Genomic DNA, 26,791 nt, shown 5'->3' with positions numbered 1-26,791 from the left:
AGGATTGGCGGAATGTTGGTTTAATGCGTGTTCGGTGCCTTGGATGTGCCTGACGGCATGCCTTCGGTCTCGCTAACGGCCTGATCCCGATCTAGCGGCCTTTCCGGAGGACGCTGCTCGATTTGCAGCGGAATCAGCGACGGGCTGACCGTCGGGGCGCTTTTACCGATCATCCAGCGGCGGGGTTCCAGTTCGGTGTACACATAGCCCGATACCATCAGGTCGCCGTCACTGTCTTCCCAGGGCGCGATCCAGATGCGCATGACCTGAGCCGGGGTTCGGATCGGCGTGGGATCCTCGATTTTGGGGACGGGTTGCCGGGCGTGGCGCGGGAAAGGGGCGATTGCCCCAGCTTTAACCGCCTCAACTTGGGGGGGCTCCGGCTTGGGCGGCTCAGGCAAGGCTTTGTCAGTCACCTGATAGGCTTCGGTGGTCGACAGACACTTAGGGTCATCCGGCATGCCCTTGCAGCCGTATTGCGTGGCGCAGCCGGTGCTGAGGATGACGACCCATCCCAGGAGAACCGTTAGAATCAACCGGCGCGGGCTCACGGCTTTTTCTCCGTTTTGTCGGCGTTGGCTGGAGCTTTTACGATGGCAGGTTTGTTTTCCAGCCAATCGGCCAGCGATTCGGGCGCGCCACTGTGCGTGCGGCCGTCCGGAGCGATCAGAAACGGCACCCCAGGCAGACCAAACAGCTTGGCGGTCACGATCGCCCGTTGCAGCGGCTCCTTGTTACAAGACGCAGGATTATCGGTTGGAAGACCGGCATATTCCTGTTTCAGGAGACGCTGGCGGACGCTGTCCTGAACTTTTTGATCTTTGGAGGCTTGCTGACAGGCCAGTTGCACGACGATGTTTTGCGATTCCTGGCCCAGGATCGGCACCATGACCAGATTGAAGGTATAGCGGTCCTGCAAGGCTTGCAGGTCTTTCATGACCTTGCCGCAATACGGGCAGCGCGGATCGATGAAGATCAGCACGGCCTCTTTGCCTCGACCGACGGTGACAGGGCCCAGATCGTCGATATTGAGCTTCATCCGGGAAAGATCAATCCGCCTGGCGATCCGGTCAATATCGGGAAGGTCCTTGATCTCCTGCTGGGTCCAGACATCGAGTAGTTTGCCGCCGTACAACGCAAAGCGGCCGTTGCTCGACATGAACACGATCTGCTCGCCGGTCTTGACCATTTTGAGCCCGGTAATCGGCAAATCCTGCATGCCATCGATTTTGACCGACATCAAGCCGGCGGCGATATCGGCCGGTGAAATCTTCGGCGCATCGGCCGCCATCGCGGCCGTACCTGGGCAAAGCAGTAACAAAAAAGCGAATCGGCTAAGACAATTCATGAGGTCGACCGTTAAGGGTTGAAATGGTGGCAACAGCTTACTGGCTGCCTCAAGGCAGACACGGACAATAAATGGAGAAAATGCTCATCTTTTGCATCAGGCCGGCGTTTTCAATTTGAGCGCCGTGCCTTTTTGCACGATAAAATTGACCTGCCGGGTGGCATCGACTTCGATCACCGGGTAAATCTCTTCGGCCATGTCCATGTAAAAGTGCGAGAGGCGCTCCATGGCATAACCGGCCCCTTTCAGCGCACCGCCTTCCATCGACTGGGCGGAAAAGGCGCTTTGAAACGGCGTCGTGCCGGCTAGGCTCCCCAGACCGCCGGTCAGCAACACCGGAACCTGGTTACGGCCAAAGGCATCGGAAAAGCCGCGCAGAAAGCCGGCCATCATCGACTGCGCCAGCAAGGCGCCTTGCTTGGAGACGACACGGCCTCTAACGCCGTTCTTGCCGTCCTCGCCGGTCGCGTAAGCGTTCATCGGCACTTCAATCACCCCACCGTCCTGACGCACGCAGGAAAACGTCTCGCCGCGAAAATAAGCGCGCTCGGCGCTCAAGTCACCGAAGCCGGCGGCCAACAGGAAGCATTCGCGCAAATCCGCATGGAAGCGATTGGGCAAAATGGCTTCCTTTTTGATCCGGAACAGCACCGGCATCGGCTCCTTCTTGGCCTTTTTACCGGTGGGCGCATCCAATCCGTTCAACAAGACGCCGGTCAGAATGCTGCCGGCCGGAATAAAGACTTCGCTGTGTCGGGCGTTTTGATCAGGCAATGCTTTTCTTTCCGATACAGACGGTGACGCCTTGTCATCCTTGATCACGCGAATCTGCAAGACCGCCTGCGGTTGGGCATTCGGAGACGCACGTCCTCCGGATAGACCAGGATTGCCCGAATTCGGGCCGGGGATGGCCGCTTGTTCGAAAACGCTAGTCAGGTCATTGGGGTCCGGCGTGGTGTGAGTGACGCTCGATCGCCGATCGGACGTATTGGGCAGGGGTAATACGGTACCCGCTGTCGAGCAGGTATCCGGAAGCACAGCCCCCGGCGCTGCCGGTTTGTTTCTGAGCGCTTCCAGTTCACCGGAGACGGCTTTCAACTTGGCGTCATAGGCCTCCCGCTCGGCCAGGGTCCATTGTTTGAAGCGCATCTCATCGGATTGTTGCTGACGTTTTTGCTGTTCCTCGATCGCCCCGAGACGGCGGCCCTGCTCTTCGTTCTTCTGCAGCAAGTCGCGTAACTGGGCGGAAATACCGTCGATGCCCAACGAGCGGGGATCGCTATCGGTAAGAATGTGCTGGATCGTAGCCTGCTTGCTGGAAGGTTTGACGACTTCCGGAGACACCGAAGCCAAGCCGATGATCGTCGCGATCAACACGGTACCGATGCTGCCTACGACAACTTGACGTTTGGCATTCGGGCTCAGCGCCGACCACCCCTTATCGATACCGGTCATTAAGGCATCCTCCCGTTCAGCAAGGACGGTCTGACCATGATGGCAGCCTCGTCTTTTCGTCTGACGGCGACATAGAGTTCGGTCGATTCACCGGGTCCCAGCACCACTTTCGGCCAGGCGGCCACGGCCAGGACCTCTTCCTGGGTGGAAGCACAGGCGCGTTCATCGAATTCGATCGGGACGACGCCGGTGTTGCGGGCGACACCCACGAATATCAGCAGATCCTGACCTTCCAAAAGCTGGCCGGTATGAATCCGGAGCCGGTCTTGGTGACACTGGATTTGTTCGGATTGACTCGGATCGCGTAATGAAAACCCGGCGGGCGTTTTTTGCAGTCCCAGATCGCGAAACAACTGCTTCAGGGTAGTGATGTAGTCCTGTTCCTGGTTCGTGGGTTTATCGGACGAGTCTTTGGTTTGCCGCTGCCACTGCATCAGCCGTTTGTAAGTCTCCTGATCCAGGCTGAGATGGATTTCACGGGCGGGTATCCGTTTGGGGATCAGCGTCAGCGAGAGCGCGATATCCTGATTGTCGCCGGGGGTAATGTACAAAGTCACCGGCGTTTCATCGGCGGTCGCGACATAGACGATCTTACCTTTGGTGCTGGTGGTCGCCTGACTGGTCGTGGTCACCACGGGGTTGTCGAACGGTGTCACCAGCCGGTTCAAATGACCGACCGCAATCGGCATCAGCTCGTTGATGCCGGGCTTGACCTGAAGGGTTTGCGGCGCGACGGAAGTCGCCGCCTGCTGAGGGGGCGGATTCAGAATACTGGCATCGACGGGCGGCAATTCGACTTGCAGTGGAGACTGATCAGTTGCCATACCTGGCAACTCCTGCAAGGACGCGGTTTCCAGAGCCTTATTGTCTTGATGCGGAGGTGAGGTTAACCCGTTAGCCGGTAATTCCTGGGCGGATACCGGCATGCTGATGATCAGCAATAACGCGAGCGGATAACAGGCACTTTTCATGGCGTTGCTCTCTGTGGCGATTGCATGGCTTTCAGGCGTTCCAGCGTTCTGGGGTCTTCAGGATAGACATCGATGAACTCCAGGCGCGGCCGGTAGTTTTTGATGGCGATGATGAATTCGTAGGTACGCGGCTTGATGTCCGGTTTAGAACTGGGCCCCTGGCTTTTGAGTTCGCCGCTGACAAAGACCTTGTTGGTTTCGGCTTCATAATCCACATGCCGGGGTGTAAAGCTGATCGCGACCCGATCCATTTTGATCGCCTTGATCTGATCGGTCATCGCATCCAGCACGGTGCGGTAGATCTCGGGCGCCAACAGCGGCTCGATGGCGATTTTTAAGAAATCGGCATTGGCCGGTGTGGTGTTACCCAACAGCTCGGCCAGAAACAGGCCCCAGGACTCCTTGAACTCGCTGGAAGCCGCCGTCCGGGTCACCTCGACTTCTTTCGTCAAGGTCGGCGGCACCAGAATGATGCTGCGTTCGGTGCGCCAGGCAGCCAACGAAGTAATCACGCAGATTACCAGCAAACCCAGAATGATGATGCGGCTGAAGCGATTCTCGGCCTCGTGCCCCTCCCAAGTACGCAGGAAATCCGAAAGCTTCACGGGTAGAACCGCCGAATAAAGGGATTGGGAATGGTGATCGCTTTGCTGGGCAGCAAACCCAGCCAATAGATCGCATGCAAGGTGTAACCATCTGGACGGTTATCACGAAAGCGCCGGTAGAATTTGACAGCAATGGCGCCAAAGGCCAGAGCGGGAATGAATTGATCGATCAGCATGCCGGTGAGCATGCATACCATGAAAGGCACGATTTCATCGGCGCTCCAGAGCAAAAGGTGAATCGGATCGTCGATGGTTTTAGGGATGGCAACGGGTTCCATAATGATCTCCGGGAGGGATGATCACTATTTTGGTGATTTGAAAGCCCTCGTCGGCGGCAATAAATGTCGTTGCCGAGGATTTTTTGTTGGGCGTCGCACTATTTTTTGTGGCTGGGGAATAAGATAATCCAATCCAAAGAGGTGGTAGCCTGAAAAAAGATACTTTTATATTTAGGGGACAGGGGCTTTGCTTGGCTTTTTTCAATTTGAAAAAAATAGTGCAAACCGTAAAGCAGTCATCCACGAATACAAAATTGAAGAGAATTCGCTGGCTCAGACCGACTCCAAGCCGTCACTCACACCAAAAATCCAAATGTCAGCCCACCATCATAAATCGGTCAATCAGTTCTATGGCTCCATGTCGACCAAAAATCAGACCTCAGTCAAGGTATAATCAACGTCACCTTAACGGCTTCATTAACCCGTAACTCCAGATTAATTTGTAATCAGTGGCTACTTTTCTCGAACTTTACCAAGGCTTTGACGCCGACCCTTTTAAACGTGGCAAGCAATTTGAACGTTTTACTAAATGGTTTCTCAAAAATGATCCCGAATGGTCAACTCAAGTTGATCAGGTCTGGCTATGGGAAGAATATCCTAAACGCTGGGGTATCGATTGCGGTATTGACCTGGTTTTCCAACATAAAAATGGCGAAACCTGGGCAGTACAAGCCAAGTGTTACTCATCTAATCATGACATTACCAAAAACGATGTAGATAAATTCCTCAGTGAGTCCAATCGTGCGGGCATCGACAAGCGCTTGTTAATTGCTACTACTGATCGCATCGGCAAGAATGCAATACAGGTTTGCGAAGCCCAGGAAAAAACAGTAGTAAGGTTTCTGCTTTCAGACTTTGAGCGTTCAGAGCTTGAATATCCATCACATTACAATGAACTATATAGAGGAAAGCGCAAAGAGCCTCCAAAGCCGCGTCCACATCAACTTGAAGCGATTGTCTCGGTTGCTGATAACTTCCAACATACCGAACGTGGTCAACTGATTATGGCATGTGGAACAGGCAAGACCTTTACCACACTTTGGATTAAAGAAGAACTTGCCTCCAAACGGACGTTGGTATTGTTGCCGTCTTTAAGCCTGTTGTCACAAACACTCAGAGAATGGACATTTGCCGCAAGTCAGCCATTCGATGTACTTTGCGTATGCTCAGACGAAACGGTTGGAAAACGAGGCGAGGATGAAACCATCCAATCGGTTTCTGAACTGGCTTTTCCCGTAACCTCAGATGCAGAAGAAATCAGACGATTCATAAACGGAGACGGTTCCAAGGTTATATTCTCCACCTACCAATCATCGCCTATGGTAGCCGATGCTCAAGCCGGTGACTTTACTCTGGCATTCGACTTAGTTGTTGCCGATGAAGCCCATCGTTGTACCGGCAAGATCACCAGTGCTTTCTCCACCGTATTGGACAACAACCGTATCATCGCCACCAAACGCCTATTCGCAACAGCCACCCCACGCACCTATACTGCCTCAGTAAAGAAAACCGCAGAGGATCGCGGTGTAGAAGTGGCTTGCATGGATGATGAAACTGTCTTTGGCAAAGTACTGTATTCGCTGCCCTTTGGTAAAGCTATCAGACAAAATCTGCTGACCGATTACCGGATCGTGATTATCGGGGTGGATAGCCCGATGATCGCCAAATGGATCAAGAACAGAGAACTTATTAAAACCGATTCTGGCATTGAAAATGATGCAGAATCTTTGGCAGCCCAGATTGGCCTGCTCAAGGCAATTAAAGATTACGACCTCAAGCGGGTCATCAGCTTCCATAGCCGGGTTAGTCGGGCAGAATCATTCAAAAATGACGTGCAAGAAGTACTTACCTGGATTTACGAAGAGCATCGCCCAACTGGTGAGTTGTGGAGTGACTTTGTATCAGGGGCAATGGCAACAGATAAAAGACGGCAAAAATTGGATTACCTGAAAGGCTTAGGGCATAACCAAAGAGGACTCATTACTAACGCCCGTTGCCTTTCCGAAGGAGTAGATGTCCCTTCGTTAGATGGTGTTGCCTTTATTGATCCTAAAAACAGTCAGGTAGACATTGTCCAGGCAGTGGGTCGTGCTATTCGGTTAAGCGAGGATAAAAAGTTTGGAACTATTGTAATCCCCGTTTTTATTGAACAGGGCGACAACGCCATCGCCTCCATTGAAGCCAGTAATTTTAAACCTGTCTGGGAAGTACTGAATGCGTTTAAGGCCCATGATGAAGTCTTATCGCAGCAACTGGATATGCTGCGCACCGAGCTAGGCAGAAAATCTGGATCAAAGGTTAATCCGCAAGATCTTTCAAAAATCACCATTGATTTGCCTGCTTCAGTGGACAATGATTTTGGTGATTCGCTTCGTACCCATTTAGTTGAGCAGAGCACAGCCCCATGGAACTACTGGTATGGGTTGTTAGAAATTTATGCACAGAACCATGGCAATGCGAGCCCACCCTGTTTTTACATCACCGCTGATGGTTTCAAACTTGGAATATGGGTAAGCAAACAACGCACGTATCAGTCCAAAAATCTTCTTGGCCAGGATCGGATGGTACGTCTTGAAGCTCTTCCCGGATGGTCTTGGGATCCCTTTACAGAACAATGGGAAAATGCATTCGAACAGCTTCAGTCATATGTGAAGCTACACGGTAATGCAAGTGTCTCTCAAAAATATGTCACTTCTGATGGTTTGAAACTTGGTAATTGGATTAGCGACCAGCGCCAGAAAAAATTCAAAAATCTGCTTAGCCAGGACCGAATAGAGCGTCTTGAAGCACTCACTGGATGGTCTTGGGATCCGACTACGGAACAATGGGAAGAAGCATTCGAACAACTTCGGTCCTATGTAGAGCTGAATGGTAATGCAAAAATTCACTGGAAATATGTCACCAATGATGGTCTTAGACTTGGGACATGGACTAATAGCCAGCGCACGAAAAAATCCAGAAAACTTCTTAGCCAGGACCGAATAGAGCGTCTTGAAGCGCTGCCAGGATGGTCCTGGGATCGTTTAATGGAACAATGGGAAGAAGGGTTTGAACAGCTTCAGTCTTATATAAAGCTGCATGGCATTGCTAGTATATCTCAGCAATATGTCACTCCTGATGGTTTTAAACTTGGGGCTTGGTCTAATACCCAACGCACAAACAAATCCAAAAATCTCCTTCCCCAGGACCGAATAGAACGCCTTGAAGCACTCCCTGGATGGTCTTGGCGTCCATTAACGGAACAATGGGAAGAAGCTTTTGGACAGCTTCAGTCCTATGTAAAACAGTATGGCAATGCAAAAGCTCCCGGATCACACATTACCTCTGATGGTTTCAATCTTGGAGGGTGGGTTAACAATCAACGCGAAAGTAAATCTAAAAACCTCCTTAGCCAGGATCGGATAGCACGCCTTGAAGCGCTCACTGGATGGTCTTGGGATCCCTATGCAACACAATGGGAGGAAGCATTTGAACAACTTCAGTCTTATGTGTCGCTGCATGGTAATGCAAAAGTCACCCGTAATTATGTTACACCTGATGGCTTCAAACTGGCGAGTTGGGTGAATAACCAGCGCACGAAAAAATCCCAAAACAGCCTTCCCCAGGACCGAATAGAACGCCTTGAAGCACTCCCTGGATGGTCTTGGCGTCCATTAACGGAACAAAAGGACGAACCATTCGAACAACTCCAGTCTTATGTGTCGCTGCATGGTAATGCAAATGTCCCTCGTAATTATGTTACATCTAATGGTTTCAATCTTGGAGGGTGGGTTAACAATCAACGTGTGAAAAAATCCCAAAACAGCCTTCCCCAGGACCGAATAGAACGCCTTGAAGCACTCCCTGGATGGTCTTGGCGTCCATTAACGGAACAAAAGGACGAACCATTCGAACAACTCCAGTCTTATGTGTCGCTGCATGGTAATGCAAATGTCCCTCGTAATTATGTTACACTTGATGGGTTTAATCTTGGAAACTGGGTTAAGACTCAGCGCACGAACAAATCCAAAAACCAACTTAGCTTGGATCAAATAGCTCGTTTTGATGCTCTCCCGGGATGGCATTGGGATCTTTCTGAAAAATGGGACGAAGCCTTCGTTCAGCTTCAGGCTTATGTATACCATCATAATAATGTAAACGTCCCTAGAAGTTATGTCACCCCAAATGATTTCAATCTTGGGACATGGGTTAGTACCCAGCGTCAAAATAAATCCAAAAATCTGCTTAGCCAGGATCGGATAGAACGTCTTGAATCCATCCCAGGATGGTCTTGGGATCCCTATGCAAAACAATGGGAAGAAGCTTTTGGACATCTTCAGTCCTATGTGAACCAATGTGGACATGCAATGGTTTCTGGTCTTTATGTCACTGCGGATGGTTTTAAACTTGGCAGTTGGATTAGCGGGCAACGCAAGAGTAAATCCAAAAATTTACTTAGTCAGGATCGCATAAACCGACTTGAAGCTATTCCCGGTTGGCGTTGGGATGTCATTGATGAACAATGGAACGTGGCTTTTGATCAACTTAAATTATTTGTGAAACAGTATGGTAATGCAGGTGTTTCCCGAAATTACGTTACTACAAATGGTTTTAAACTTGGGATATGGGTTAAGACTCAACGTGATAATAAAAATAAAAAAAATCTCAGCCAGCACCGGATAGATCGGCTTGAATCACTTCCAGGATGGGTCTGGTCTGTTGAAAAAGATTAGCCGGGGTGTTATCACATGGCAACTGCCAAAAAAGGAATAGCACAGGTCTTGCTTGTGCATTAGGTGTCAATCTTGTTTGCTTTTCAGTCTAACAATCAAGTTCAATTAGTTTCACTTAAAGGATATTCTATATGTCGTATGACGAATCGGACGCATTACGTGATCAAGAAATAACTTATTTATATGAACAGTTCGAAATGCAATATGAAAGTGAATTCATTTATAAAAGGATTGAGAAATTCTATGAAAGTAATCGTGAAATTGTAAAAGCTCCTCTTCAAAACCTACTTGATTCGAAGACTCTATTTGAAAATGAATATTACACGTCTGCTTTTATACATGCAGTAATTTCAATTGAGGTGGGCATAAAGTCAGTTATTCTTAAACCTATTTTATATTCGCTAACTATTGACGATAAAGCAGGTAACTTACTTTACACGCAGACGTTCAAGAATAAAAGCCTGGGATATATTGACCCTCTTTATTACCAAATTCTTGAAGAAATAACAGAATTAAATTTTAAAACTAAAATTAGAGACAACAATCAACTGACAATTTGGAATGAGTGGTTTGAACTTCAAAAATTGAGAAACGATGTACTTCATCAAGGTATTTCTATTGAAAAGCTTGATGCAGAAAAAGCAATTAACATGGCATCTTACGTTTGCGATGAAATAATTCCGTATGTTCTTGATAAGTTTTTAAACCATATTGAAAACGGCGTTATTAAAGATGGAAGCCGAGAATATACGTTACGTCGTGAAAAACTTAAAAACAATAATGCGTAAGACCCAATCCATAAAGAAAACGTTAGGCATTACAACAAGAAAGCACTACGCATGAGAGAGCAACCACGAACTGATAGATTAGGCAGTAGCAAAGTTGAACACTTTTTCTCTCAACAGGGCTGGTTATACCGTGAGCAAACTATGCATGACTATGGAATTGATGCTCAAGTTGAAATTGTAAAAAACGGCAAGCCAACAGGTGATTTAATTGCAATTCAAATAAAGTCAGGTACAAGCTATTTCTCAGAAAAGACTGATAAAAGCGTGATTTTCCGCACGGATGATAATCATATTGACTATTGGTTCAGGCACTGTCTGCCAGTCATTATTGTACTGTATAATCCAGAGGATGATATTTGCTATTGGCAAAACATATCAGACAATACAATATCAAAAACTGGAAAAGGATGGAAAATTGAAGTACCAATTGTAAAAAAATTAACAAATTCCAGTCTTTCTGAGCTTTGTCAAATCACGCAGCCCCCGCCTTATATTAAAAATCTAAATAAATTGCGCTTAGAAAAAGAATGGATGCAGTTAATCGAGAACGGAGAGACCATATATATAGAATTTCACTCTTGGCTTAACAAAACCATGCCGAGGTTTGAAATTAATATTGGCTGCGCTTCTAGGAATGATATTGAAAGCGAGGCGTGGCCTACGTTATATGGGGAAATGGAAGAAGTCATTTCGCATTTGTTACCTTGGGCTGATTATGAAATGGATATTGATGCCTATGAAGAAGCCATGCAAGATGAATGGCATGACGAGTGTTATATAGGCTCTGATGAAGATGGTGAACCAATTTATTCTCAACCATTTGATGAATGGCTCGAATATCCAGAAGATATTGTGCCAATTTCAGATAATGGTGAGACCGCAGAATATAGACTCATATTATCGCTAAATGACATTGGCAAAGCGTTCCTTGAATTGGATGAATATTTATTTGAATAGAGCGAAACCAGTCACTTTAGACCGGATGTTGCAGGATTCCATCCGACCTAACTGATCGTTGCAGCGAACTCCGCCACACGACGCCGCTGAACGTAACGTTGAACGGCAGCTTTCTGTTTTGCAGCCGCCATACGCTGAAATCCTTGAGTGACGCAAAGTGGCCGCTCAGAGACAATCAATAAACCTTACTGATGATAAATGCACTGGCTGCTTTCGAGCATTCTAATGATTGCTAAGGCCTATGGGGATTGCGAATTCATCAGACAGATTGAAGATTTAAACGATGGCGTCAAGGCAGAGATGATAGCGAGTATGCTTCCTTTCCCCCGTCCTTGACAACGCGCCCTTGCCGACCAAGTCCTGGAGATCCCGTGTCGCAGTGGCTCGGGTTGCACCCGTGATGTGGATGTATTTTTCGGCGCTGAGCCCGCCCGTGAAGCCTTCCGGTCCTTCTCGGAACATTCTGGCCAACGCTTTCTCCTGACGCGCATTCAATTGGCCCCGTAGCCGATCATACAATTTGGTTTTTTTGATCAAAAACTCGATCCAGCTTTGTGTATAGGCTTGAGCGGTGATCACCCGATCCGCGAAATAGATCAGCCAATCGGTAATCTCGTTGTGTCGATTGGCGCGCTCAAGCGCTTCGTAGTAAGCCTTTTTGTGGCGTTCGATGGTATAGGCCAGTGCAATCAGGGTCGGTTGACCCAAACATTGGGCCAGCGCTTTTTCGGCAAGCGCCCGTCCGATCCGGCCATTGCCATCTTCGAAGGGATGGATGCTGACAAAATAGAGATGGGCCATACCGGCGCGCAATAAAGCCGGCAGCGGGTTATTTCCTTCCGGTGCTGTATCGTTAAACCAGGCGATAAACCGATCCATCTCCGGCATCATTGCAGAGGATGGAGGGGCTTCAAAATGCACTTTTGGCGCATAGACGGCGCCGGATACGATTTGCATCGGCTCCGGGTGAGTCCGGTACCGACCGATGTCATGCAGGTCACGGCGACCATTCGCCAGCATTTGATGCCATTCGAATAGCATGGTATGGGAGAGAGGCGCATCGAACCCCCGATACAACGAAACCATCAATTCCGCTATGCCTTGTTCAGCCGGGGAGACTTTGCGATGATCGGACAGCAATCCGAATTGGCGGCGAATAGAGGACTGAAGACTATCGCGGTTAAGATATTCTCCTTCGATCTCGGAGGTTTTCAGGGCTTCATTGCTGATCAACTCGATGGTTAATTGCCGCTTGTCATCATCGCCAAGGTGTTTGAAAGCGCCGAACAATAGACCGGCGCCCAGCAGCAAACGTTTTTCGCTTTCCTCAATCTGGGATTTGTCGTAGCTAAAATCAGGCCAGTCGGGTTGTTGCCAGTTCCACATCATGAGTGATATCCCCTCCTCTTATCACTCATCATAAGTAAATTTATGAGTTATAGAAAGTGTTTTTTTAACTCATCAGCCTCGTTGAAGAAAGCTTCAGTGAAATTCAAGATTTCAGGATGGGAAAATAAAGCGCTTGAACCGGATGTCATCCCGATCACCGTGTTTATCCTGGCTCACTGCGTTGTGATGCTATAGAAAAATCCGTTAAACCCGCTTCTGGGTATTAGCCAGAAACACATTCAAGGCAGCCGCCACCATAAAGATGCCGACCGGGACCATTTGCGGCGGCACCGGAAACGGCAGCGTTAAGCCCATAAACAGCAGATAGACGGCGCCCAGCATCAGATAAAGGCTGTAGCGATGCGCCATGGGGCTGGGATAATCGAAATTGGTCTGACTGATTTTTCGGCGAATCAGCCCATCGATCGCAAAGGGCATGATGGTGACGGCTAATAGCGGCCACCATACCCACGCCATGATCAACCGTTTGATCATCTGGTACACCGTCTCCCAAAGCACATCCAGTCGGCTTTGGATAAAAGGAAAGAAATCCCGGCGGCCGACATCTTCAAAGCCTTTCGATAGTTGCCGTTCACGTTCGGTGGGAATAAAGTAGTGGTAGACGCAGCCCCGGATGCCGGTTTTCACGAAGAGCCGATCAAACCATCTTTGGCTGGTCCATCGAATTTCCGCCTCTTTCTCGACGCCGATATAGGCGATCAGCATTTGGTCCTCGGCAACCTGAATCTCGCGTGTCCAGCGATCCGACACCAGGCAGGCCACCAGAATGATTTCCAATAGCCAAACCATCAAACTGAGCAGTAAATTACGCTGCACGTTCAATCCTTGCCGGTGTCGAGGGCTGGACGCAGCACGGGAAGTCGGCCTTTTACGATCCGTCCGCCCGACAATTTGGCGATGTAATGCAGGTCAGGCAGCTGTCCCAATAACTGCGGCGCAAACAAATCGCCCTCCTCTTCCATCAGGCGTTCACCGACATTGCCGGAAAAAACCGTGGGATTGGTCGCGCTGGTGGCGACACCCTGGGTGCGCATGATGTATTTCAGTCGGGTTTTGGGCAGATTGTCGGTAATGTACTGCTGGGTTTCGCTATCCATGATGCGCAGGGCGATCAGGTTATTGACGTTGCCCAGGACCTGTCGGGCTTTATCCTGGGAGCCCGTACGCGCCGCAAAGTCGGCAAACGTCTGGGTGGCAATGAACAGCCGTATCTTGGCGCCGCGGCCTTTGTTCAAGACTTGGATGAAGGGATCGTTGATCACTTCGGCGGCTTCATCGACAAACACATTGACCGGTCTGTCCGAGACCCCATAGTTATAGCGATCCCCCGCCACCGCGGCGAGATCGGCCAGCAGAATCGAACCAATCGCGCTGCCGACCAAGCCATCCGACAGCGAATCCAGACCGATGTACGCCACTTGGGCCTTTTCGATGATATGGCCGGTATTGGTAATGGGGCGAAGATCATCCACATCATTCGGATTGGGCGACAGCAGAGGTCCCAGAGGACCCGACGTCAGCATGTTCATGATCGGAATCAAGGAAGCCACCATCTTGCTGAAATGGGTGCGGTCGTGTTCGAATAACGATAACAAGCCTTCCAGATCCAGGTTGGCCGTCTGGTGCTGCACAACTTCCCGATAAAAGCGCACCAGGCCGGCGGCTTTGGAGTCAATGTCTTTAGCTGCTTTCAAATAGGGCCTGGCATCGCGCCGCCAATCGCCTAAAGAGGTGTCGTAATAGCGTTCCAACGCTTGAATGACCAAGGTGGAAGGACCTCCTTCGAGATAACGGCGCAGCTTGGCTAAAGTCGGCCTTTCCTCGATCACCATGAGTCCTTGGATCACGTTATCCAGTGACTTCTGGCCAAATGCCTTGAAGGGATCATTGGTCGTCTCGCCCGGGGAAATGGCGGTAATGCGGCTGGCAATTTCCGAAGGGCGGTTGAAATTGTGCAAGGGATCCAGACGCACGCTGTCCTCCGGGAAGGCCGGATGAAAATAGACGAAGCGATCGGGGCGCCGTGCCAATTGACAAGCCCGCTTCGCCGATGCCATCAGATCCTTGTCGCCTTTGGGATCGATGATGATCACCGCTTCGCCACGCAGCACCGCCTGCGTCACCAGCAGATCAAACGCCCGCGTCTTACCGGCACCGGTGGTGCCGACGATCAAAGTATGGCCGGCCGTATGTTGAAGCGGCTGACGGACATCGCTTTCCGAAATTTCAAGCCCATGAATCCAGGCCGAGCCCATGCGTTGATGATCCGTCGGAATGAGCGTGGAAACATCGCGTTTGAGAATTTCGTAAGCCAGCTGGGCATGGCTTTGCACCCAATCAAACCCCCAGCCGAACCATAATTCATCGGGATGGCGTTTCACGAATCGCTTGAGTTTGTCGGCTTCCAGATACTGAAACCGGAATTGCCGAAGGCGCCTTTTGCGGACCCAAAGATTTATTGCGGGCGGCAATCTCCACAATATCATGATGCCGCACACCCCCATCAGCCAGTCGAAAGGCTCACGCGGCAGACCCGACAAACGATTGACCCAAAAGGCCATGACGGCGCCGCCGAGCCAGCCAGCAATCGAAATGATTTCGAAGAGAGGCCGCCAGGGAAACTGATAATCGTAATCGGACTTCATGGACCGACTCTGACTTTGAAGCCACCATCCTCGATTCGGCAATCCGGGTGACTGGCCATCTCGCGTAACAGCGTGCTACGCTTGAGGCCGGGATGCTGTTGCAGGCATTGAACGATGTCGGACTCTTCAACAATGCACCAATCTTTACCAGGAGGGCCCGCATTTGAAACAGGTCTGGTTTTTCTCAATTGGTCGATCAAGGCCATGACCGCTTGGGTGCCAAATGGCGTACTGTGAGCCACCTTTGTCATGGAAAACTTGGTCGAAACGGTATCGACAGCAGACTTTGGTTTCGATGGCTTTTGGGTAATGGATGGCTCAGAATCAGATTGCCGTTTGGGCTGGTAAAATGCCTCGGGTTTGGCTTGCGCTGGTTTTACGGGGTGCACTTTGGACGCTCCGGTTTCTACAGGCACCGGATTATCTGCAATCGAAGCTTTGTTGGGGTCAAGCCGCTTTCCGGATTTTTCAGGCTTGATCGGCAGAGGTTTAACCTTTTTGTCCTCTCCATGTGTTCGTTCAGCAATTTTCGGGGCTTGTTCCATGGCAACGGTTAGCGAACCGGGTACCTGAATGAGCTGTTTCAGAAAACCACTGGGCTCCTGGGCCAACAATACCCCCCGAACCTGATTGATCACCTGTACCTTACGCATGGGAGAAAGAATATCGGTCACCAGCCAGCCTTTCTCTTCCAGGGTCTTGATGAATAGGTTTTGTTCGACATGGAGTTTTTGCGCCGTGTCTGGAAACGGCAATAACCATTTTCCCTGAGCCTCCAACAGAGCGGTACCCCACTGTAAATTTCCCAAGTTAATCTTGTTAGCCAGCTGAATGAGCCATTCTCCAGCCAAGCCATGGGCATATAGCCAATTTCTGGCTGCATCGACACTGTCAATTTCGGACGAAGGGATAACTGGTTGTTCGTTGTTTGCATCAGGATTGAGTGGAGTATTTGGGCGTTTATCTTTTTTCGACGTGCCGGCCTTTTCGATGGGTTGTACGGCAGGTTGAGAAATGGCCGTATTCGTGTTTATCGATTCAACTCTGGCAGTCGGGTTTAACGGCGTGTCACTCATTTCATCCTTATTCGAGAGATCCTGGCATTCCTGGAGGAATGATTGATCAGGCGCCGTCGCAGTCTCCTGGTTGCTGGCGAGCGTGTCATTCTGCTCTTGATTGATTCCCATAGCCGACGTGGCCATCATGCCATCAGTCACCAGAGATGTTGTCATCTGTGCATTCGGCTGAACCTCCGGCCCTCCTGCTTTGTCTTGTCCCGACTCGGCTTTAACGGTTGCCTGGAGGTCTTCCTCGACCTCGATCGCTTCGATGGCAACCGGCGGCTCATTGCTATAAATCAATTCCGTTGAAGCCAGACGCAGCATGTACAAGACTACGTCCAGTCCCTGAGGCTGCATGCGCCAATAACGATAATGCCGGCCATCAGGCAATGTCTTCGGAATTGCCAGACCGCGCTCGATCAAAATATCGGCCAAGGTATCTTCATCGCGCGGAATGCCGGGGACTTTGTCTTTGGCGAGCAGGTCAACGATGTCCTGAGCGCCGGTCCGCCAGACGATATGAATGCCTTCCTTGAACCGCCAGAGGCGCGCGCCCTTTTCATTGGCGAGCCAGTGTCCCGACTTGATCAAGCGCCGCATGGCATCGAACAGGTATTTTTCAACCGGCATCCCCATCGCCGAATCGACGGTATGATAATGCGCTTTCAGATCACGCTCGACGCTCTTCCGATCCGCCGCCATGACCAGTTCATATAATTTCGCACCGCGGTCCAGGCCGTGGATGGCTTCCAGCATCGCCTGCATGATGTCGGGGCCTGGCGCCAACAGGTAAGATCTCGAAGCCCGGGTGAGCACCCGCTCGATCACCAGGGCGGAGAACTGCTCATGGCGCTTGTGACGGTTTTCCCGCCAGCGCAAAAAATAACGGTCGATGCCATGCTGAGATGCCCAGTCGGTGAGATTTTCCTCGCAGGGATTCCAGAGATGCTCGCCCTCTCTGTCGACGACCGCGATATCGGAAACCGGTTTACCGATGTCATGCAGCAAGCCCGCAAAACACACCGCCAGGCGCCAACGCAGTTCTTGCTCTTTGCGTTCGCGCGGCGTGGCATGGGTGGCAAACAAACAGCCTTGTGCGGATTGCGTTGCCCAATGCGCCACCTCCAAGCCATGCCGGAACAGACCGCCGGCACCCCGATGATGGTGCGATTCCGAGGCCGGTAACAGATGGCTGAAGGCCGCATAACGCGCAATGACGGGTTCGGCAATGGTCCGATAAAGATCGTCCGGCAAGGACAGCGCATGTTCGATCGCTTTGATCAGCTCGACCTGGCTTGACAGGATGCGCTCGACCGGCGCCGCCGGCAGCCCTTTCATGAACGGCGGATAGCGTGGAATCTCCTCTTCGGGCGGTGGCGACTGAACGGTGGATAACGCCGGACGTTGGCCAAACAGGAGATTCCCCAGGCGGTTGATGAAGTCACTATTAATGATTCGCATAGCGTTTCATCGTGGCAAACATCGGGGCCGCGTGCCTGACAAAAGATGCCGAAAAACCCAATCTTTTACGGAATCGCAACGCTTGATTCCTTCTACGGTGGTGATTTTTTCAAATCATCCCGGAGCCACCATGAAATCGAAATCCCTGCCCTCTTTCCTCCTCATAAACTCACTGTTGAGCACGGGTTGCGCCCATCATGCCCCGTTGGCAGAGGTGAGCGAGACGGTGATCGCATCGCTGATACCCGATGCCTCAGTTGAAGTGCCTTGGCGCCTCGATCATGCCTGGCAAGGTGGTGAACTCGGTGGCGCGGCATTACGGGCGGCGTCGACTGAGCATGTGGTCCGGCAAGTCGATAACCCGATTCCGGTTTCGTCATCCGGCTCAGACTTATCGTCAATTAAACCTGGCGTCGACAATAACAAAGCCGTTACACCTTCAAACCCAAGTGACAAGAAAGCCGTCGAACGCGCCTGGCGGAAGTACTGTCATCACCAACTCGACATGACAGCGGAAGACCACGCCCTCATCGACCTCACACCGGTTCCTAAGACTATCCTGAAACAAGGCTGTAACCCTAAGAGCCTATTGAAGTGAGGCGACGATGAAAAACTGTCGCGCTCCCTTAGAATCTTCAGAAATGAACGGTCAAAACTCTGACCCCATCACCCCCAACGATCTTTCCGCCCGATTCGAACAATTGGTCAAGCGCAAAAAAGCTCAGTTGCGCGTTGTCGAACCGCTGACGGCGATTCCCAGTTGGCCGACCACGATGCGAGGCACTCCCAATACCTGTTTACGCAGTGCCTTGTTCGCCGGCGTCCAGGGCAAAGAACGCATTGCCTATAAAAAACGTACCTTGCTGGCTTCGGTTGACGGTACCGAAGTCCGGTTTCTGGGCATACAACTGATCCAGTCGGATCTAGATGTCTGGATGCAAATCGTGCATCTGTCCCGCCAGCAGTTGCCGGGATTCAGCGTCACCTTCAGCGCCCATGCGCTGCTGACCGCTCTCGGCAAAGGTACCGGCAAAAGTCAGCACGAATGGCTGAAAGAATCGATGGCCCGCTTGGGCGGAGCCTTTGTCGAAATCACTTTCCAGGGCCGCGACAGTTTCGGTGAAAAAGGGTTTCTACGCTATTACCGGGACGAGACAACCCAGCGCTACATTGTCGAATTGACCGAATCCATGCTGCGACTGTTTGAAGACGGCTATACCCACATTCAATTCGAGCAGCGGCACAAATTGCGCAAACAGCCGCTGGCACTGTGGCTGCATGGATTTTTGTCTTCCCACGCCGCGCCTTATCCGCTGAAGGTCGACACACTTCATCGTTTGAGCGGCAGCAGCACAACCAATCTTCGGGACTTCAAGCTGAGATTGCGTAAAGCCCTGGAAGCCCTGGTCGTCATTGGAGCAATCGAAAGTTTTTTGATTGTCGAGGATGCGGTCAAGATCAAAAAGAACCCGACCCCGAGCCAACAACGCCACCTCATCAGCAAACAGCAGGGATGAAAAAGCACGGCATACGGCTGACGCACTTTTGGGCCGATCATTGTTCCTGGGACACGGCATTCGGCCGACGAGATAACGGCATTCGGCTGATACCCCACGGCATTGGGCCGACGCAAAGCACGGCATTCGACTGACGTTGGAGACGGCATTTGACCGACGCCAATCCCATTTTTGAAAATCGCTGCAGCCCCTGCCTGGCGTGGCTTACAGACATTTTGAAGACGTCAAAAACTCTCATGCTAATCTTTTTATAATCTTTTATTAATCTAAATAATAAGGCAGACACGGTTGTGGATATCTGTACGGTTCGACTCGATCACGAGATAGCATCAGTAACGCTCAGATATTTTCAATCAAGGATTTTATCGGTGGGCATGTCGAAGCCTGAGCGTGTGGCCTTGCGATAGCCCTGTACGGCATCCCGAATTTTCCCCAATAAATCGATTTGCTTGCGAATGTCGGCAAATTCGGTTTCCAGCTCTTCAATCAGCACCGCCTCCCATTCGGGTTCCCCTTGCAGGAGACGACCCATGGGATAATGATAACCCGGCCCTTTTTTGAGATAGTGGGCGATGGGTTTGGTTTGACCCTGCTGGCGAATCATCGCCATCCGAAACCACTCGATACTGAATGACAGGCAAGTTTCCCGACGGCGAATACGCACCCCGATCCGGGCCTTTTCCGATCCCGCATGCCGGTTTTGCTCCGCTTTCAAGCGCCGCCAGTAATCATCGACCAACACCTTGGCCTCTGCGTAAAGCTGATCGACTTTCGCCTCGATCCAGCCGAGCACGTCTTCTTCCGACAGCGCGGATGGGTTCATATTAGCTTGTTCGTTTTTCATTAAGATCCCTAATACTTAACTACAGGAATTTAGGCCTGAAATCCCTAGGCGATTCCAGTGCCCAACGATGGCGATTCCGGCGTTCATCCAGCAACTCAAACGACTTTCATGTCTATCGGGATTTTGAAGATTCCATCCCTATTGCATTAGGGATTTGGAACTCGCCCAAACCTGGTCGAGGATCGAGTAATACCTAATGCAGGAACTTGCCTTCAATTTGGTGGACATTCTGAGCATCGTAATCCCTCATTTCATAGGGATTTAACCTCGCCATCCCCAATAGAGACGCCAGGCCTTACTGGTGATTTTAGGAGAGGTTCCAATCAGCTCTTCGCAATAAATCAATCAGGGTGTGATCTTTTACGGTAGCCCCGTTCATGTTGCCCGCCTCTCCCACTGCAAAACATGGCGCTTTCTGGAATCTTTTGCAGGCTGGGCGGGACCGGCCTGATAGAAAATTCGGCTATGAACCGAAACTCTGTCTTATTGATCGCGTTAATCTTGTTATCCCCAGTGTTTACAGCCTGGGGGGCCGATATCGATGAGCCCGGCGTTTCCTATTTCACGGACAAACAGCGCGGCTGGTTTTGGTACGAAGTCCAGCCGGAACCGGTGTTGAAACGCAAACCCGAGCCGCCCCAACCGCCTCCGAGTTTGCCTACGATGACCGCTGAATCACCCTCAAAGCCGATCACCTCGGCGGAACCAAAACCCTTCACCTCGGCCTGGCTGCGCAAAAACATGGAGACTTATCTCAACAAGGCGATTGATGAGCCGACGCATGAAAACGTCGCGGCGTTTTATTACCTGCAACGGGTGATGATGGACAAAGCCGAACGGTTTACCAACACGGCTCGCTATGTGGTGATGTCCGATCCTCAGCTGGATGAAACCGTCCGCCGTCCGGTCGCGACCTATGCCGCCAATGAAGCCAATCATCAGGCCAGTGTGATGGCGGATCGCGCCTTGAAAGACATCGCAGGCCAAGCCGGAATTTTATTTTTCTTTCGTTCCGATTGCCCCTATTGTCATGTCCAGGCGCCGGTTCTGAACATGCTGGAAAAGGCCTACGGTTTTAAGATCTATCCGGTCTCGCTGGATGGCCGGCCGATGCCGAATGGCCTGTTCGGAAATTTTAAGCTCGATCAAGGCCAGGCCGCCCTGCTGGGCGTTGAACAAACGCCTGCCCTCTTCCTGATGAAACCACCCCGGCAAATCGTGCCACTCTCGCAGGGCGCGCTGTCGCTGGAGGAACTGACCAGCCGCATTTTGTTGGCAGCCAAGGAATCGGGTTGGCTGGATGCGACACAGTACGAAACCATCCAGGGTATCCGTTCCACGCCGCGGCTATTACCCACTTCGGGGAGCATCAGCTCAGCCACTCTGCAAGACCCGTTGTCATTGATTCAAGCGCTGCAACAGAGTGCTCAAGACGGGAGAACCCCATGATCAGCCCCATGGTTAAACGAGCCCTATTGTTTTTTCTGCTGACATTGAGTTCGATGTCCGCTGATGCCGATTTACAGCAGGAAATGGACAGCATGTTCGGCACCATGACCAATTACACTGCACCGACGGCGCATCTCGGGCAACGCCGGGGCGTGATTACCGGCGGCAGTCTGGTCGCTCGGAATGGCATTACCAACACCAATCTGGTGTCATTCGTACCGCCCTCGTTCAGCGCCGGCTGTGGGGGAATCGATCTGTTCGCTGGCAGCTTTAGCTTTATCAATTACAACCAGTTCGTGCAATTGCTGCGGAATATCGCCGCCAATGCCGCCGGCTACGCGTTTCAACTGGCGATCGGGGCCATGTGTCCGTGGTGCGCTTCGGTGATGACCGATCTGCAAAAGAAAATCCAGGAACTGAACCAGATGTTCAGCAACTCCTGTCGCCTGGCGCAGGGCATGGTCAACGATACCGTCAAGGCGTTCGATCTGCAGAGCAAAACCAATCTGTCCAATGTCTCATTCACCCAGGGCATCAGCGATGTCTTTTCCAGCTGGACCAACACCAGTACGCTGGGGGATCCGCTGCAGCAGGTCAAACAAAACGCGCCCAATGACATGGCGCAAAAAATCCAGGGCAATCTGGTTTGGCGCGCGTTGATCAATCACAATGCCGGCGCCTGGTTCCGCTTCGGCGGCAATAGCCTGTTGGAGGCGGCGATGAGCATCTCCGGCACCGTCATTGTCGATGCTCCCCAAGCCGCTCCCGACGGCAAGGGCGAAAACACTCCGGTGAGTGCGCCGCCGCCCCTTCTTCGCATCAAGGACCTGATCTACGGCAGCGATGCCGGCAACAGTTATCAAACCGTCAAATTGTACAGCTGCTCGGATGGTCATGGCGCCGACCAGTGCCTGAAACCGGTGGTTCAGAGCGTCAATCTGGTCGGCCTCAAACAACGGGTGATGGAGATCCTGCTGGGCTCGGCCAGCAACGGCAATGGCCTGATCGTTAAATTCTCGACCAACCAGGGCCAAATCACCGCCACCGAACAGGCTTTCATGCAGACTGTGCCGGATGCCATCGGCGGCATGATCCACAATTTGGCCCGCGAAGACGCCGGGATTGCCAAGCTCTGGGCCGAAGAAGCCGCGCCGGTGATCGCCTTGGAACTGGCGCAGTTGATCGTCAACGATTTACTGAATGCGGTGCAGACGGCCGCCCAGATCAATGATCATGCCTATGCCAAATTGCTAATGGATGCGCTGAAGGACGCCCGCGAACAGATCCAGGACGAGTATGTCACCATCGCAGGGCGTTATGGCAATCCACAAACCCTGATGGCGTTTTATCAGCAACTGATGAATACCGTCAAACCGCGCCAATATGGCAGTGTGGCTCAGCTTCCGGCTTCCGCACCGGCGTGGCCGAACCCTTAGCCATTATTGTTCCTCAGCCCTTTCACGTCAGGTCCCTATGTTCGAAATCTTCTCCGTCGGCGATTCCGCTTACCTGCAAGCCGTGTTAAATGCGGTCGCGATGATTTCCGGAACCGGCGATTACCGCACCGCCGCCGGCGTGGGCGGCTTGATCGGCGTGATCATCATCATGGTGCGGGCTTTACTGCAATGGGATGGCCGGGGCATTCGCTATCAGGATCTGTTTCTGGCTTACGTTTTGTGGTTGATGCTGTATGCACCTTCCGTCAAAGTCGCGATTGAAGATGCTTATACCGGCAGCGTGGTCGTGGTCGACCACGTGCCGTTGGGACCGGCCGTCGTTGGCAGCGTCATGTCGAATCTGGGGTATCGGTCGACTCGCCTGTTCGAACAGGCCTTTGCCCTGCCCTCGATGACCGGCCATGGTTTTGCCGATAGTTTGCAAACCTTGACCGCGGTTCGCAGGAACCTGCTCTCCCGAGTCGGCTTGGGCGCCGCCAATGCTCCCAATGCCGGCAGCGACATGGAAACGTCCTTTGCCAATTATGTCCGCGAATGCACCCTGACCGGCGTGGATTTGAATCTGAAATCGGTCGACGCCATTTTGCGCGATGCCGATCCCCTCAATGCGCTTCGGTTCGACTCCGACATTTACATGACCGAAATCTATGTCGGTAGCCAGCCGCAAACCAAAACCTGTACCGATGCCTGGGCGGATTTAGGCGTGGTGGCGAATGGCGCTTTCGCTACCTCCCTGGAAAACCTGTTGCAGCAGACCTTGGGCGTCGCCGCGGCGAGCGATACCGTGCCGAAAATTCAGGAGGCCTTCGATGCCCTGGCCGGTCCCGGCGTCATTAATGCGACCGATTATATGTTGATGTCGGCGATTATGCCGATGTTCGAAAAAGGTGTCATTGGCCGACATGAGGATGCGATGCATTGGACCAAAGCCTCGATGATCGAACAAGCCATCCAGCAACGCAATACCCAGTGGGCGGCGGAACAAACGTTGTTTTCCAGGATCGTCCGGCCCATGATGGCCTTTATCGAGGGCCTGAGCTATGCGATTGCCCCGATCATGGCGTTCGTGGTGCTGTTTGGCAGCGTGGGATTGCGGATGAACATCGGTTACTTTTCCATGCTGCTTTGGATCCAGTTATGGATGCCGATTCTGGCGGTGGTGAATCTGTTCATCAATATGTCGGCGGCCGGCAAAATGACGGCGTTGACTTCCGCCAACTACAATCTGCCGTCGATGATGGGCATTTACCAGCTCGATATGGAATTACAGCAATGGCTCTCGATCGGCGGCATGTTGGCGGCCTCGACACCGGCCATCACCTTGATGCTGATTTACCGCGGCGCCGTGACCGCCACGCATTTTCTGGGACGGATGGACGGCGGCGATTATGTCAACGAGAAAATCGCGACGCCGGATGTGGTCAGTCCCGGGCCATTACTGAACGCACAACCGCTGCATCAGTACAGCCCCCTGTCGGCGGTCACTATGAGCGGAAGCGACAAAGTCTTGCCAACTTTTTCCGCAGGGCGAGACCTGAACGCCGCCGTGGCGTCCGCCTCTCAGGCATCCGAACAAGCCACGAGCAGCTTCATGCACAACGTGTCAGCAACGGCTTCAAAAACCCACAGCATCACCAACGATGCGTTTGACAGCCATTCCCTCGGTCAGCAAATCGCCAGCAGCTCCAGCCATACCGATGCCTATAACCGGCAGTTCGGGGAAACGTTTGCCAAGAAGCATAGCGATACCGGTATTTCAGCGGATCACTTCTCGGCATTGGTGGCCGGCAGCGCGAATGCCGGCACCAAATTGTCCGAGGCAGCCTTGGGCGCTGCTATTTCAGGGCGGTTACAGAACGATTTTAAAGTCGGCCAGGACAAATCCGATTCGATTGCCGCGGATATTGCGCAAACGGTGACGGACAGCCAGGGTTATCAGGCGGGGCTCGCGAAAAGTTTGGCTCTGGACGCGCAATCCGGCACCCGTAACGTGGCCTCGATGGGCTTGCAAAACCAATCGCTATCATCGTTACAACACAGTGCAACCGATGCCGTTTTCGCCTCGGAAACCTATCAACAAACGGTCTCCGCCGGGCAACGCTTCGGGGCCCAGGCCAGCTTTGGCGCTGCGGAGACCGGATTGCGGCTGGCCAGTGACGGCGCCTTGATGGAACGACTGGATCAAGCGCTGGATCAGTATGGCCTTCGCGGAGATGCGCAACGATTGGCTTCGCAATGGAAATCGGTCGGTTGGATGGCCAATAGCGATCAGGCCTATGCGGCGGCAGGCATGTCCTTGTTAACCGGCTTTTCCTCACCCCGCTATCGAACCTTGGATAGTCAACAGTCGCGTAGTGCGGAAATTGCGGGTTACCAGTTACTGGGCTATGCGTTTCATGCGCCAACATCGGACGCTGACTGGAATTCAGGGAAAAACGAAAACCTGAAATCCCAGACACCCATCTTCGGTGCGGCTCAAACTCTGGTTGAACGCGCAGACCTGGCTGATCCTCGACCCGAAGCTGAAGCCGCTACTCACCGAGCACAAAGCCAGATCAACACGACAGGTGGCCGGATGGCGGCTGGTCAAAAGTCGATTGCGGCCGATCATCAGCAGAGCCTCGAGCGTTTGGATCAACAGACGAATGCCGGGGTTGACGAGATGAGGCAACTCAAAGCCGAACATTTTAGAAACGCGTTAGCAGCTGCCGCCAACAATACGCCATCAGCTGCGGAGTGGTCATACAACATGCTGGGCGGCAGTCTCTATGATACGGCTAAAACAATTGAAGCTGTCGGTGCTGCCAGCAGTGAGGCTATCCACCAATTTACCGGAAGCTTTCAAGAGGCGCTTTCGACAGGCGCGGATTACTGGGATGCGCTTAAATTCGCCGCATCAGAGTCGTCTTCCGGGTTTGAACAAGCTTCACAAATCTGGGCCGATCACCGAGTCAATGAAGTAGCCGACAAACTGACGCCGAGCCAACAAGCCTATTATCGCGCCGCCATGTTCGAGGCCTTTGCCGGAATTGCCGTCGGCGGTGAAGACAATGGCAGCTTGGGGCAGGCAAAACAAAAACTGCTTGAGGAAGAAGGCGACATCGACGGCAACAATATCGCAAATTTGCTACGCAGTGCGGCCGGGCAGAACCGAAAGGATCTGATCGATCAGATTGGTAACTTCAATCGGGCACGCGGACGGGTGAGCGATTAATAATCGATCCGACTGCTACTTGTTTCTAATCAGCATGCGCATACTGCCAACAACAACCCAACGTATCAGAAGGACGATGGAAAAGAGCATCAGCCAGTAATTGATCATAAAATCCCGTTGGTTGGCAATGATCAGTGCTATTAAAATCAATCCAGTCCAATAATAAGTGCTCTCGTGAGACAGTCTGGCGGCGAGATGTTCCACGCCCTGTACAAACAGTTCAGCCAAGGCCAATAGACCAAATCCGACGCTTCCTAATGCCGCGATAAAGGTTAGATTTACGGGTAAGATTGCCCAATCACTCACCCACCAGAGCAAGCCAAAGCCTAACGCTAGAACTACCATCCATGCAAAGGCAGCAAACGACAAGCGGCGCGTTTGAAAACGCTGCATCAGTCGCTGCAATCCGCTGGGAAATTTACTGAAGGTCGCGCCACAAAAGGGACAAATGGACCGTAACGGCTGGCCATAATAACTGATCACCCGAGGTACCATGGTCCTGTTACAAACATTGCAATTGACAGTGCTATGCTGGCCGGCAAAGCTAGCTTTTACCGAGTCAGCTGGTAGAGGACGGGGGGATAGTTTGATATGGCTTGAAGGAGATGAGAATGAGGGC

The 26,791-nt window shown here is 51.8% G+C and carries 20 protein-coding genes; 8 read left to right on the top strand and 12 right to left on the bottom strand.

Going from position 1 to position 26,791, the window contains the following annotated elements:
* Positions 1 to 20: 20 nt before the first annotated feature.
* From METAL_RS03020 to traL, 6 genes are all read right to left on the bottom strand, one after another.
* A complete protein-coding gene (locus METAL_RS03020) occupies positions 21 to 551 on the bottom strand; it encodes a TraV family lipoprotein (RefSeq protein WP_005369503.1) in 531 nt (176 codons plus the stop codon).
* Positions 548 to 1,348 carry a DsbC family protein gene (locus tag METAL_RS03015; RefSeq protein ID WP_245549457.1) on the bottom strand — a complete coding sequence of 267 codons (801 nt, stop codon included), beginning with the start codon at positions 1,346 to 1,348 and terminating at the stop codon, positions 548 to 550. Before METAL_RS03015 ends, METAL_RS03020 begins: the two co-directional genes overlap by 4 nt.
* 96 nt (positions 1,349 to 1,444) lie before the next feature.
* On the bottom strand, positions 1,445 to 2,803 hold the full coding sequence (locus tag METAL_RS03010) for a TraB/VirB10 family protein (protein ID WP_005369499.1): 1,359 nt from the start codon (positions 2,801 to 2,803) through the stop codon (positions 1,445 to 1,447).
* Positions 2,803 to 3,774, bottom strand: a complete 972-nt coding sequence (locus tag METAL_RS03005) for a TraK domain-containing protein (protein ID WP_005369497.1) — start codon at positions 3,772 to 3,774, stop codon at positions 2,803 to 2,805. The genes METAL_RS03010 and METAL_RS03005 overlap by 1 nt, the downstream gene beginning before the upstream one ends.
* Positions 3,771 to 4,379: a TraE/TraK family type IV conjugative transfer system protein gene (locus METAL_RS03000; RefSeq protein ID WP_005369496.1), complete on the bottom strand. Its 609-nt coding sequence runs from the start codon at positions 4,377 to 4,379 to the stop codon at positions 3,771 to 3,773. The genes METAL_RS03005 and METAL_RS03000 overlap by 4 nt, the downstream gene beginning before the upstream one ends.
* Positions 4,376 to 4,657: a type IV conjugative transfer system protein TraL gene (traL, locus tag METAL_RS02995; RefSeq protein ID WP_005369494.1), complete on the bottom strand. Its 282-nt coding sequence runs from the start codon at positions 4,655 to 4,657 to the stop codon at positions 4,376 to 4,378. The genes METAL_RS03000 and traL overlap by 4 nt, the downstream gene beginning before the upstream one ends.
* A 449-nt stretch (positions 4,658 to 5,106) precedes the next feature.
* On the opposite strand from traL, the gene METAL_RS02990 reads away from it, so the two are divergent.
* The 3 genes from METAL_RS02990 to METAL_RS02980 all read left to right on the top strand — a co-directional run bounded on the left by METAL_RS02990 (position 5,107) and on the right by METAL_RS02980 (position 11,114).
* Positions 5,107 to 9,369, top strand: a complete 4,263-nt coding sequence (locus tag METAL_RS02990) for a DEAD/DEAH box helicase (RefSeq protein WP_005369492.1) — start codon at positions 5,107 to 5,109, stop codon at positions 9,367 to 9,369.
* Positions 9,370 to 9,500: 131 nt separating this feature from the next.
* Entirely contained in the window at positions 9,501 to 10,157 is a 657-nt protein-coding gene (locus METAL_RS02985) for a hypothetical protein (protein WP_005369491.1), read from the top strand.
* 51 nt (positions 10,158 to 10,208) lie between these two features.
* The gene (locus METAL_RS02980; protein ID WP_005369489.1) at positions 10,209 to 11,114 is read left to right on the top strand and encodes a DUF4365 domain-containing protein; all 906 of its coding nucleotides are present in this window, start codon (positions 10,209 to 10,211) and stop codon (positions 11,112 to 11,114) included.
* 276 nt (positions 11,115 to 11,390) lie between these two features.
* Here the strand turns inward: METAL_RS02980 and METAL_RS02975 are convergent, their stop codons facing one another.
* The 4 genes from METAL_RS02975 to mobH form a co-directional block, all read right to left on the bottom strand.
* Positions 11,391 to 12,503 (bottom strand): Fic family protein, encoded by a 1,113-nt coding sequence (locus METAL_RS02975; RefSeq protein WP_005369487.1) that lies wholly within the window; start codon positions 12,501 to 12,503, stop codon positions 11,391 to 11,393.
* Positions 12,504 to 12,707: 204 nt separating this feature from the next.
* Positions 12,708 to 13,301, bottom strand: coding sequence for an IncC plasmid conjugative DNA transfer DtrJ family protein (locus METAL_RS02970; RefSeq protein ID WP_245549456.1), 594 nt, complete (start codon positions 13,299 to 13,301; stop codon positions 12,708 to 12,710).
* A 41-nt stretch (positions 13,302 to 13,342) separates the two neighbouring features.
* Entirely contained in the window at positions 13,343 to 15,169 is a 1,827-nt protein-coding gene (gene traD, locus METAL_RS02965) for a conjugative transfer system coupling protein TraD (RefSeq protein WP_005369483.1), read from the bottom strand.
* The gene (mobH, locus tag METAL_RS02960) at positions 15,166 to 17,691 is read right to left on the bottom strand and encodes a MobH family relaxase (protein ID WP_005369481.1); all 2,526 of its coding nucleotides are present in this window, start codon (positions 17,689 to 17,691) and stop codon (positions 15,166 to 15,168) included. Before mobH ends, traD begins: the two co-directional genes overlap by 4 nt.
* A gap of 130 nt (positions 17,692 to 17,821) precedes the next feature.
* On the opposite strand from mobH, the gene METAL_RS02955 reads away from it, so the two are divergent.
* Together METAL_RS02955 and trfA are read left to right on the top strand one after the other, a co-directional pair.
* Positions 17,822 to 18,289 (top strand): hypothetical protein, encoded by a 468-nt coding sequence (locus METAL_RS02955; protein ID WP_005369478.1) that lies wholly within the window; start codon positions 17,822 to 17,824, stop codon positions 18,287 to 18,289.
* A 43-nt stretch (positions 18,290 to 18,332) separates the two neighbouring features.
* On the top strand, positions 18,333 to 19,208 hold the full coding sequence (gene trfA / locus METAL_RS02950; protein WP_040578279.1) for a plasmid replication initiator TrfA: 876 nt from the start codon (positions 18,333 to 18,335) through the stop codon (positions 19,206 to 19,208).
* A 349-nt stretch (positions 19,209 to 19,557) separates the two neighbouring features.
* Here trfA and mobI read toward each other — a convergent pair whose 3' ends face one another.
* Positions 19,558 to 20,052, bottom strand: a complete 495-nt coding sequence (gene mobI / locus METAL_RS02945) for a conjugative transfer protein MobI(A/C) (protein ID WP_005369475.1) — start codon at positions 20,050 to 20,052, stop codon at positions 19,558 to 19,560.
* Between the two features lie 405 nt (positions 20,053 to 20,457).
* Between mobI and traF the strand changes: the two genes are divergently transcribed.
* Genes traF through METAL_RS02930 form a run of 3 tightly spaced genes read left to right on the top strand, consistent with a single transcriptional unit; the run spans position 20,458 to position 26,172 of the window.
* Positions 20,458 to 21,501: a conjugal transfer protein TraF gene (gene traF, locus METAL_RS02940; RefSeq protein WP_005369473.1), complete on the top strand. Its 1,044-nt coding sequence runs from the start codon at positions 20,458 to 20,460 to the stop codon at positions 21,499 to 21,501.
* Positions 21,498 to 22,937, top strand: a complete 1,440-nt coding sequence (locus tag METAL_RS02935; RefSeq protein ID WP_005369471.1) for a conjugal transfer protein TraH — start codon at positions 21,498 to 21,500, stop codon at positions 22,935 to 22,937. Before traF ends, METAL_RS02935 begins: the two co-directional genes overlap by 4 nt.
* 37 nt (positions 22,938 to 22,974) lie before the next feature.
* The gene (locus tag METAL_RS02930; RefSeq protein ID WP_005369470.1) at positions 22,975 to 26,172 is read left to right on the top strand and encodes a conjugal transfer protein TraG N-terminal domain-containing protein; all 3,198 of its coding nucleotides are present in this window, start codon (positions 22,975 to 22,977) and stop codon (positions 26,170 to 26,172) included.
* Positions 26,173 to 26,187: 15 nt separating this feature from the next.
* Here METAL_RS02930 and METAL_RS02925 read toward each other — a convergent pair whose 3' ends face one another.
* Positions 26,188 to 26,565: a hypothetical protein gene (locus METAL_RS02925; RefSeq protein ID WP_245549455.1), complete on the bottom strand. Its 378-nt coding sequence runs from the start codon at positions 26,563 to 26,565 to the stop codon at positions 26,188 to 26,190.
* Positions 26,566 to 26,791: the final 226 nt, after the last annotated feature.

Source organism: Methylomicrobium album BG8 (assembly GCF_000214275.2).
Taxonomy (GTDB): Bacteria; Pseudomonadota; Gammaproteobacteria; order Methylococcales; family Methylomonadaceae; genus Methylomicrobium; species Methylomicrobium agile.
This window is presented reverse-complemented; position numbering and strand designations above follow the sequence as displayed.